Source organism: Soonwooa sp. T0.1_25 (genome assembly GCF_057652215.1).
The window spans coordinates 1-703 of sequence record NZ_JBYFBZ010000055.1; the positions used below are offsets into that span (position 1 = coordinate 1).

The 703-nt window shown below is 29.4% G+C and carries 1 protein-coding gene; it reads left to right on the forward strand.

Annotation, left to right across the window (positions count from 1 at the left end; all coding sequences use genetic code 11):
• Window positions 1-66 precede the first annotated feature (66 nt).
• On the forward strand, window positions 67-495 hold the full coding sequence (locus AC23MB_RS14310; protein ID WP_487787648.1) for an SMI1/KNR4 family protein: 429 nt from the start codon (window positions 67-69) through the stop codon (window positions 493-495).
• Window positions 496-703 lie beyond the last annotated feature (208 nt).

A 703-nucleotide genomic window follows, 5' to 3' on the forward strand; every position in this document is an offset into this window, starting at 1 on the left:
CCCGCACTTCGCCAATACTTTTTCCGTTATCTGCAAGCGTATTACCAAAATCTCGCATAAAATAAAATGGAAAATATTAATGAAATTTTATTGAAAAACGGATGGAAAAAAAGATCCGAAAAACTAAATATTGATTTCGAAAAGATTGAGAAAAAAATTGGGTTTAAATTTCCAGAAGATTATAAAAACTTCGCATTGAACTTTTGCGGAAATGAAAATTTTATTGGCGCTGAATATGTTGCACTTTGGGATGCTGAAACAGAATTATTAGAAAATAATAGTGAATATGAAATTACAAAAAATCTAGAAAATATTTTTGGAATTGGAGGAAATGGTGGCGGAGAATTTATTGCACTTTTAAACTTGAATAATAAAAATGTGAAAATAATTCTTTGTCCTTTTATTGATATGAAAGAAAATAATTTCATTGAAATTGGAAATTCATTTTCTGACTTCTTAATTCGACTGAATAATGGAAAAGAATGGTTTGTATAAAAAACGCCTGCAGATAACAGTGTATTGGCAAAATGCGGGGAGAAGTGCAAAATTGAACTACTCTACTTTTTTATCCGCAAACACTTTTTTATTTTACAAAAAAGTGTAATTTAGTAAAAGAAAAAAGTGTTTGCTACTTTCGGTTTTTGTTGAATTTTTAGGCTTCAAAAGTCCCGCACTTCGCCAATACTTTTTCCGTTATCTGCAA